At 43.6% G+C, this 8,896-nt stretch carries 9 protein-coding genes; 2 read left to right on the forward strand and 7 right to left on the reverse strand.

Annotated features, from left to right (window positions below; translation table 11 throughout):
• Positions 1-349 precede the first annotated feature (349 nt).
• Positions 350-982 (reverse strand): flavodoxin family protein, encoded by a 633-nt coding sequence (locus AC1U9U_RS13880; protein ID WP_479961150.1) that lies wholly within the window; start codon positions 980-982, stop codon positions 350-352.
• 496 nt (positions 983-1,478) lie between these two features.
• On the opposite strand from AC1U9U_RS13880, the gene AC1U9U_RS13885 reads away from it, so the two are divergent.
• Positions 1,479-2,021, forward strand: a complete 543-nt coding sequence (locus AC1U9U_RS13885; protein ID WP_479961151.1) for a nitroreductase family protein — start codon at positions 1,479-1,481, stop codon at positions 2,019-2,021.
• A 69-nt stretch (positions 2,022-2,090) separates the two neighbouring features.
• On the opposite strand, the gene AC1U9U_RS13890 is transcribed toward AC1U9U_RS13885, so the two are convergent.
• Positions 2,091-2,666 (reverse strand): DoxX family membrane protein, encoded by a 576-nt coding sequence (locus AC1U9U_RS13890; protein WP_479961152.1) that lies wholly within the window; start codon positions 2,664-2,666, stop codon positions 2,091-2,093.
• A gap of 307 nt (positions 2,667-2,973) precedes the next feature.
• On the opposite strand from AC1U9U_RS13890, the gene AC1U9U_RS13895 reads away from it, so the two are divergent.
• Positions 2,974-5,217, forward strand: coding sequence for a sigma-54-dependent Fis family transcriptional regulator (locus AC1U9U_RS13895; protein ID WP_479961153.1), 2,244 nt, complete (start codon positions 2,974-2,976; stop codon positions 5,215-5,217).
• Between the two features lie 113 nt (positions 5,218-5,330).
• Here the strand turns inward: AC1U9U_RS13895 and AC1U9U_RS13900 are convergent, their stop codons facing one another.
• The 5 genes from AC1U9U_RS13900 to AC1U9U_RS13920 form a co-directional block, all read right to left on the reverse strand.
• Positions 5,331-6,266, reverse strand: coding sequence for a DUF2935 domain-containing protein (locus tag AC1U9U_RS13900; protein ID WP_479961154.1), 936 nt, complete (start codon positions 6,264-6,266; stop codon positions 5,331-5,333).
• A gap of 151 nt (positions 6,267-6,417) precedes the next feature.
• On the reverse strand, positions 6,418-7,131 hold the full coding sequence (locus AC1U9U_RS13905; RefSeq protein ID WP_479961155.1) for a gamma-glutamyl-gamma-aminobutyrate hydrolase family protein: 714 nt from the start codon (positions 7,129-7,131) through the stop codon (positions 6,418-6,420).
• 123 nt (positions 7,132-7,254) lie between these two features.
• The gene (locus AC1U9U_RS13910) at positions 7,255-7,605 is read right to left on the reverse strand and encodes a type II toxin-antitoxin system PemK/MazF family toxin (RefSeq protein WP_479961156.1); all 351 of its coding nucleotides are present in this window, start codon (positions 7,603-7,605) and stop codon (positions 7,255-7,257) included.
• Positions 7,602-7,880 (reverse strand): CopG family ribbon-helix-helix protein, encoded by a 279-nt coding sequence (locus AC1U9U_RS13915; RefSeq protein ID WP_479961157.1) that lies wholly within the window; start codon positions 7,878-7,880, stop codon positions 7,602-7,604. The genes AC1U9U_RS13910 and AC1U9U_RS13915 overlap by 4 nt, the downstream gene beginning before the upstream one ends.
• A gap of 237 nt (positions 7,881-8,117) precedes the next feature.
• Positions 8,118-8,882 carry a type 1 glutamine amidotransferase gene (locus AC1U9U_RS13920; protein ID WP_479961158.1) on the reverse strand — a complete coding sequence of 255 codons (765 nt, stop codon included), beginning with the start codon at positions 8,880-8,882 and terminating at the stop codon, positions 8,118-8,120.
• Positions 8,883-8,896: the final 14 nt, after the last annotated feature.

Raw genomic sequence — 8,896 nt, forward strand, 5'->3', positions numbered from 1 at the left:
ATGCTCTGAAGCGACTGAACTTGAGGATATTTTCGTGATCTCTCCGGTTTCGCCTACTCCCTCAAAAGCCATACCTCCTACATGTTTGACAGCGACACGCATAAATACGCCCTCCTTCTCTCAGGTTTACTCTGCTATTTGGTCAAGTTATTTCACTGCATTCAGTATAACATAGTGCGGGGTCGGTATTTTTCCTGAGCATAAGGGTCGGACCTTTTTTCGGAGTAAGGATCAAACATCAAAAACAGAGGTGCTCAGATAGCGTTCCCCGGTATCCGGTGCTATGGCCAAATATTAATCCTATAGGATTAGCTAATTTTAAATTGATAAAAAAAGCCCCATCCACTCCTTAAGATATAAAATTAGTATGAATAACTTCTTCTTTCTCGGGGAATTGTACACCGGCCTTAATACCCGCCTCTTTGCACTTTAGGAACCAGGCCATATTTCTAGCCAATATTCGCATGGTCTGTAGACCTTCCAAATCCTTTTTGACATCTTCCGGTGTTCCACCGTGAACCATATTCCAATACCGGGAAGAGATCACAGGCATCTGGGAAATTGTGAAATACTTATTGAGTTGATCAAAAGCAGCAGTTGTGCCAGCCCTCCTAGCCGAAACAATGGCTGCAGCGGGTTTTAAGTAGAATGTCTTTCTGCCGGCATGGGAGTCTGCATAAAAGACTCGATCCATAAAAGAAGTTATTGCACCGCCCGCGGCTGCATAGTGGACAGGTGAACCAAAAACAAACCCATCTGCATCTTGGGCAAGATCAAGGAACTCATTGACAGAATCCGAGAATACGCAACGTCCAATTTTCGAACAGGTTTTGCAGGCTGTACACCCGGTTAAAGGCTTTGTTCCAAGCTGAAAAATTTGAGTTTCAATTCCTTCTGCGTTAAGGGTTTTAGCTATTTCCTCCAATGCAGTAAATGTGCAACCATGGGTATGAGGGCTGCCATTGACTAATATAACCTTCATCCATACGACCACCTTTCATGACACACAAAATCTCACATATTCAGGACACTTATCCTATTACTCCATATTATCTAGATTCTACACTAGGCTCGGTACATTCGTACAGCGGCAAAGACAATTTCGACCCTATATATACCTAAGGGCATCCTGCAAATTCAACTTAAGAGTTCGCCAAGCAGTTTTCTCAGTCATGGTTGTTGGGATTCCAACTCCCTTTACGATATCGCTCACTCCCTCCCCCTGGGAACTTCCAAATGCTGAACAGGATGAATACTAACGTTTACTAAAAGTTTAGATTAGAGTAGAATAGACTAAACAATTTGTCCATTGCTAACCGCCACTAAGACTCCTGCTTCTTTAGTAGGTGATAAGTGGCGCTAAGCCCTGGATAAGTCAACTAAGCTTAAGATGGAGTTAAAACTTCACCTTAAGCAAGTTTCCTATATCTGAAAATTTAAAAGTAAAGAGTGCTAAGGTCTTGGGGGGATGTCAAATCGTGGATACCTTAAAAGCTATTGAGTTAAGAAAAAGTGTCAGGAAGTATCTGCAGAAACCTGTTGAACCTGAAAAGATTATGCAACTTGTAAGGGCAGGCAATAGTGCACCTAAAGTGGGGTTCTTTCATATTTCGGTCATTGAAAATCCCGAGGTACTTAAAGAAATCAATGAAGGAGCATTAATTCAATACAAGAATTCCGGGGATAAATTACTTATGGGACCGGCAGCAGTTGAGGGCTACCTACCCCTATACGGTGCGCCTGTATTCTTCCTCTTTTCCGCTCCCCTTGCCAATCCTTCGAAAGTGGCCACCACTTCTTGTGCCGTAACTTGCATAACCATAGCAGCAACGGCCCTTGGACTGGGTTCTTGTTATATTCATTCGGCCTTACTAGGAATCAAGGGGAATCCAAAGCTTATGGAAAGGATCGGCATTCCTTTTGGTTTAACCCCTATCTGCGGGGTTGTGGTGGGCTATTCTGCCGAAGATTCCTTGCCGCCCCTCCGATCCACTGAAGAGAATGTGAATTATTGCCGATAAAGAAAACGTCTGCCCGGAAATAATCTGGACAGACGTTCTGGAATCATCTGATTTGGCGAAATTTTCAGATTAGGCTGCTTGATGTACTGTCTTTGCGGATCTTGCGGTATCCCCTTCTTCAGCCGGGAATAGATGTCTCAAAAATCCCTTTTTCAAGAAAGGTACCTTGGTAACGAGCTTACTCATCAGGAAGCGATCCACTCCGATTGCTCCCGATGCTGCGCCAAAGTACAAAATAAGCAGGAAGCCAAGAACCATTTGGGGGTTAGTAGATAATGTACCCGAGAGCAAAAATGAGAAGTTCATGAACATAGCGAAAAATGCTGCTAAGGTAGTGAAACATCCGAGAATTAGTCCTAGACCGATCATTACCTCACCGGTTTTAACCATCAAAGCCATAACGTCTGCATTAGGTAAGAACACATGATTAATTAACCAAGCCCAGGTATCAGTAACGTTGGGTTTTCCGGTTTTGCCCGCAGCTGCAATAGCATCCGCTGTCTGAGCTAACCCGCCTTTTAAGAATCCACCGACTGATTGCCCGTTAAATCCACTTTGAAACTTGCCAATACCGGCATGAAGGAAAGAGTAACCAAAGTAGAGACGAAGAAGTAGGGCAACGATAGATTTGATTGGATTTTTCATAAAAATCCCTCCTACAAAAAATTAATATATTAGTGCTGGTAACACTGATATCTACAGAGGATTTACTATGCAAAAATTATGCCAACGTCAAAAAGGCTTAGCTTCGCGTTTTCTAAATCTTACAACAGTTAACTAATTAACACTTAAACGTTAACAGTGTTAACTTCTGTCGAATTTACTTAATACGTTCTACCTTAACATCTACCCAAAGAGTTAGTTTTGTTAACACCAAAGAAAAAAGGTATAATAATGAAAAAACTTCTCATTACTACCTGTTGGATTACGGTACAGATTAGGGAGAACGATTATGCAAGATAAACTATTTGAATCCTTTCCTTTTGGGATAATCCGTATTGACCAAAATAATAAAATAGAGCGAACGAATTATTTTGCCAAACAACTGACTCATGCCTTGGATGCCGAGTCTTTAGAAATGCTCCTCACACTAAAGCCGAAAAATGATATAACGACATGGTCAGTAGCTAATCACCATGTGGCATTGAATGTTGAGGTTTTTGAGGTAAGCGGTGACTCCCACCGCCTTCTTCTTCTCGGCTTAGAACCAAATTTTACGACCATGCTCCCTTCTCAATTGGAAAGAGAGCTTGAGGATCTGAGCACAGACCCGGAAGAGATTGTGTTGCGAATTGTTAATATAATCAGTGAGGTAACCTCTTTCGAACGTTTTGATTTGGTACGAGTGGATCCCCAACTCCGCAAATACAGCTATGCTTACTCCATCGGCTTGGGAATCGAAGGCAGCACATACGCTCCCTACTCTTTGATTCGCAAGACCGGGCTTGGTTGGGTTCTAGAGACGGAAGCCCCCCAGCTGAATTCCTCACTTCAGCCGGAAGGGTTCTCTTTCATTGAGGACCCCTTACTCTATCAAACCGGTTTTCGTTCCGCCCTTAGAGTTCCCATACTCTTTAGCCACGAGGTGATCGGGGCAATTTTACTGGGTAGCGCCAGCCCCTTACAGTTTGAGATCGAAGATGCATATTTAATCAGCCAGCTTGCCAAGCACTTTAGCCAAGCCTTTTATCATTCTGGAATAGTCCAAGAACGCTCCTATCAAGCTACAGCGACATCCGCCTTACTGCACAGCATTGAGGGAAACCTCCAAGATATCCATATCCTTAATTTTTTCAGTAACTATTGTACTCAATTACAGCTAAGTACCCGGCTTGAAAGCATACATCTCTGTGTTCTTGACCAGGACCACCAAATTCAAAAATCTATCGTGAGTGTAGGGAAAAGCCTCCTCCCGGAAAAGGAATGGAAGCCTTTTAACAAAGGTATTACTGAGATGCTCCGGGTAAAGACTATTGTCCACTACAATTTAGCTAATTCTCAAACCGATTATGAGGATGAGTTATTGGGCAAAGGATTTACCTCCATTCTCTACGCTCCCATCGAACATCGAGAAAGCATCGTGGCTGTGCTGGTGGCCGCTGCCATGGACGAAAAAGCTTGTTCCCCCTTCATGTCCGGATTATTCAAAATTGCTACAGAACAGCTTAGCTCCATCGTAGGCCGCCTCCATCCCCACCAAAGTGTACCTCAGACCATAACCCAACCGAAACCTTCCCTCCAAACTCCCAAAACAACTCGGAAAGAACGGTCTCAAGGTCAAGAAACTTCCGGGTTTTCCCGGATTATCGGCAGTTCGGAAATTATGCAGGACACGATTCAAAGGGCGGCCCGAGCCGCCCAATACGACTTCCCAATATTAATTACGGGTGAGACAGGAACAGGCAAAGAGATGTTTGCGAAAGCAATACATCAGGCCAGTCGAGTCGCACTTGGACCCTTTATCGTAGTGAATTCTGCTGCAATACCCGCTAACCTTTTAGAATCCGAGCTCTTTGGCTACCAGGAAGGGGCTTTTAGCGGAGGAGTGAAGGGTGGCAAACCGGGAAAAATCCTGCTTGCCGATGGGGGAACATTGTTCCTGGATGAGATCGGAGAACTCTCACCAGAGCTGCAAGCAAAACTCTTAAGGGTCATCCAAGAACAGGAAATAGAACCTTTAGGAGCCATCAAGCCGATTCCGGTTAAGGTGCGCATTCTCTCGGCAACCCATAGAAATCTTGCTCAAATGGTTGAACAAGGAGAATTCCGAGAGGACTTATTATATCGTCTTAACTCTATCGAAATTAAAATCCCTCCCTTACGTGAACGCGGGAGGGATATCATAGAACTGGCTGAGCATATGCTTCAATACCTTGCTCATACTCATGGAACTCCTGAAAAAACCCTTTCCCCCGGTGCTCAAGATCTCCTTCTAAAATACACTTGGCCAGGAAATATTCGTCAACTTCAAAACATTATCAATCGACTTTATGTTTTTGTAGAAGATTCCATCATTAAATCTAAGGATCTGCCCCCCGACCTCCGGGTTGTTGAGTCGGATAAAGCAAATTCTGAAAAAGAGGAAATTGAACGTTTACTAGTAGAGTTTGGAGGAAACAAAACAGCCTTAGCTCAGTATTTGGGAATTACCCGAACAGGTCTTTGGAAGAAACTTAAACGTTTGGGGCTACAATAATAAGATATGCTCAAATGGAAAAGGGTAAACAGTACCTTATAGTTGGATACACGGCCTCTTTTGGCGTATCCAATCTACAGGGTACAGTTTACCTTATATTAAATAAATATCGCCTAGCGCAAGCTCTGTGGGTTTTCAAGGATTCTGAGGAAATGATTGGCCTCTCTCAACACGTGATCACCTAACAGTGGAATAATAATTGATCTAATCTGATTGGCCAAAAGTCCTTCTGTAGCCGCCGCCTTGAAGTCCCTGATCTCCCTAGTGGCAGTGGTCTCTTCTCTAATTAACCTTCCTAGGGTTAAGCGGGCTAAAATATTGTCCTCGACACTCTGTATTCTTTCTAAAAGGGATGCAAATAGATCAGCAAAATCATCTGCAGTGTCGATTAATGCAACCTCCGTGGGGTCTAAGAGGTGAGCAATAAATTGGGCATGCTCTTCCATTATTTGATCCCAGAAAGCTTTTTCCTCAATAATTGTCCGGGTAAGATTAACCGGTTCTCTCGCCTGCAGGCGTTGGAGATGTTCTACATAGAATACTGCTTCCCGCCGTATATGCTCAATCAATAAGGGAAAGTTGTACGTGAATAAGTCGCCGCTTAACATTCGATTCAGGATCATGGTTTTAAATTGAATGAGTTGCTGCGTCAGATTAATGGCACGTTGATTCAAATCAGCTACTGCCGGTGCCAGTATAGGATCGGGAGCACCGGGTTGAAGTTGTAGTTCCTCCAAAGTTAACTGAGTATCAAGGGGTATACCGGATAGTGCAATTGTTTTCTCCTCTGCTCTAAGGGTTTTGTCGGTGACTACTTCATTGGAGGCTAGGACAACGTTACTAACATTTCTATTAGCTAAGCCTACAGCCTCCCGTAAGAGGGTATTAAATTGCTCCTTAAACCGGTTTGCCTGAAGTGCCAAATCCAAATCTCTTGCCACGAACCCTGCTTCAAGAAAAAACGAATGCTCTTTCATAATGCGCAGGAAAAACAGGTGCAATTCGAGGGATAGACGTACAAAATCACTTGCTGAAATCCTTAGACACATTTTATTACCCCCAATCCATAGTTTAGTCATTACATACTATTCAGCCCTATGGACAAGAGTGACAAGCCTATCTATTAAATTAAATTAAATTATTTTTTTCTCTTCATTATTTGCTTTTACATATAAAGGAGAAAAGCATCTGGATTTTACCTTACCTCTTTGGATTCTGTCCAACTTCGACTAACTGCCGAAATATCCTCCGGCTATTCTTATCTTGCCCCATTACTTCCGGATGCCACTGGACGCCCACACAAAAGCGCGCTCCGACTTTTTCAATGGCTTCGATAATTCCATCGGGGGCTACAGCACTGATGATAAACCCTTGGGGAGGTTCGGAAACCGCTTGGTGATGGACGCTATTTACGGCAATCTCTTCTTCTTCAAGAAGGATCTTTAACTGTGATTCCTTAAGCTTAACTTTGTGCCAGGGAAAATTACGAGGTGCTTTTTGCTTATGTTCCAAGGACTGTGGACATTGACTAATTATATCCTGATGGATTTTCCCTCCGGCGGCAACAGCGAGAACCTGGATACCTTTACAGATCCCTAAAAGCGGAAGATCCACGCTTAGGGCTTTTTGGGTAAGGAGTATTTCGCTAAAGTCCCGATCAGGCAAGCAGTCCCCAACCCCTCGCAAAGGCTCCTCCTCCAGTAAAATCGGCGAGATATCTCCCCCTCCGGTTAAGATCAAGCCATCAATTAAAGCAATGATTTCAGCGGCATCTTCGGCAGTGGCAACCGGTGGTAAAAGTATCGGCTGTCCCCCCGCCTCTTTAACTGCTTCCACATAGAGAGCTCTGGGATAGGACTTTAACTCTTCATTACAATGAGCTGCCGTAATTCCGATCACTGGCTTGCGATTCATAAGCTTTGATCTCCTCTCAATACATTATTACTGAAACTTTATGTGACAGAACTTTAAAAATGAGTTTATAAAATAAAAAACAGCGTTAAGCACATACCTACGCTGTTGGAGTCCTAGGTTATTTTAGATATCGGTTAAGCCTAAACTAATCTCAATTGCTTGGTCCACCCGAAGCATCACTTCTTCGTCAAGTACGGCGACCTTCTCTTTTAAACGACTTTTATCAATAGTCCTGATTTGTTCCGTCAGAATGACTGAATCCCGTTCTAACCCACTGCGTCTGGCTCGTACCTCCACATGTGTAGGTAATTTAGCTTTCGCTATCTGAGATGTAATCGCGGCAATAATAGTCGTCGGACTAAACTGATTTCCGATATCGTTTTGGATCACCAATACAGGACGAGTACCGCCTTGTTCGGAGCCGACGACGGGGTTAAGTTCAGCATAGTAGATTTCCCCGCGCTTTATGATCATCTCTGACACTCCACATTAGAGTCTTCATACACCGGCTGGACTTCTTCTTCAGTCAGGAACAACTCTTTAGCAATGGCTAAGTTCAATTGAGCCATCTCCTGATATCCTTTACGCATTTGCTCGCGGATTCCCCGTTTCCGGCGTTCGTGTAAAACACTGTTTATTGCTTCACGTATAAATTCGCTACGGTTTCTATTTTCTAATGTAACAACATCATCCACTTCCGCAAGCAAATTCTCCGGTAAACTAATCATTATCCGCTTACTCTCCGCCACATCAGCACCCCCAAGTCTTTTAGCCACAGCTATACTTCATTATAGACAGTAACCCCGAAAAGTGTCAATGAAGTATGACTCTAAGATAAGCCAAAAAACCTTTAAATTAAGCATCCTCACTAATGTAAATTCTGGAACCAGACAATTTTGCCATTTTGTTTTAGCTAATTATGGATTAAAGTTATTATATGAATGCAGCTCAAATGCTATACTATCAATCTGCATAAATTTTAAGTTTTATCTATGTGCCTTGGCCAGAATCCGCTGCACTACTGTTTCATGGGCTAGTTCCTCTAAACTATCATCGAGAGGAGGCAGCAGTTCTGCCCACCCCCTTCTAGCCAATGCCAAGCTAAGCAGCAAATCCGCCATATGAGGATTTTTCGGCAAGAGCGGTCCATGAAGATAGGTTCCGAAGACATTTCTATAACGCACCCCTTCACCCTGATCCTCACCATTGTTTCCGTGGCCATGAGCTACCTTGCCCAAAGGTTTTAGCTGAGGCCCCAAGTAAGTTCTTCCGGAATGGTTTTCAAAGCCCACTAGAGTAGAAAGCTTAGTGTTTAATTTACCGGCAACAAATTCATCAATTTTTAATTCTACTACTACATTTCCGGTCAAGCGGTCTTTTCCCGCAACCGTCCAAAGATCAAGAATTCCTAAGCCGGGAATCTTGGTACCCTCTACAGTTTGATAATACTGTCCGAGAAGTTGGTAGCCCCCACAGATGGTCAATACCACAAGGCCATCCTCGATGGCCGCCTTTAATTCATCCACACGGTCTATGAGGTCGTCCACGAGAATATTCTGTTCCCGATCGGATCCGCCTCCGAGGAAAAGGATATCCAAGGAACGAAAATCAATCTCTTCCCCTAAGGATATATTTTGAACTTCCAGTTCCAGCCCCCGCCAGCGGGAGCGGGCCGTCAAGGTAGTAATATTCCCTCTATCTCCATAGAGATCCAATAAGTCGGGATAAAGATGACAAAGCTTCAGCCTCATGTCTTAACCCTCCC

This window comes from Desulfitobacterium sp., from assembly GCF_982384815.1.

Excerpts from the sequence above, each read along its gene's own strand:
- AC1U9U_RS13880 (WP_479961150.1), bottom strand. The coding sequence starts at position 982 with ATGAAGGTTATATTAGTCAATGGCAGCCCTCATACCCATGGTTGCACA.
- AC1U9U_RS13890 (WP_479961152.1), bottom strand. The coding sequence starts at position 2,666 with ATGAAAAATCCAATCAAATCTATCGTTGCCCTACTTCTTCGTCTCTAC.
- AC1U9U_RS13895 (WP_479961153.1), top strand. The coding sequence starts at position 2,974 with ATGCAAGATAAACTATTTGAATCCTTTCCTTTTGGGATAATCCGTATT.
- AC1U9U_RS13900 (WP_479961154.1), bottom strand. The coding sequence starts at position 6,266 with ATGTGTCTAAGGATTTCAGCAAGTGATTTTGTACGTCTATCCCTCGAA.
- AC1U9U_RS13905 (WP_479961155.1), bottom strand. The coding sequence starts at position 7,131 with ATGAATCGCAAGCCAGTGATCGGAATTACGGCAGCTCATTGTAATGAA.
- AC1U9U_RS13910 (WP_479961156.1), bottom strand. The coding sequence starts at position 7,605 with ATGATCATAAAGCGCGGGGAAATCTACTATGCTGAACTTAACCCCGTC.
- AC1U9U_RS13920 (WP_479961158.1), bottom strand. The coding sequence starts at position 8,882 with ATGAGGCTGAAGCTTTGTCATCTTTATCCCGACTTATTGGATCTCTAT.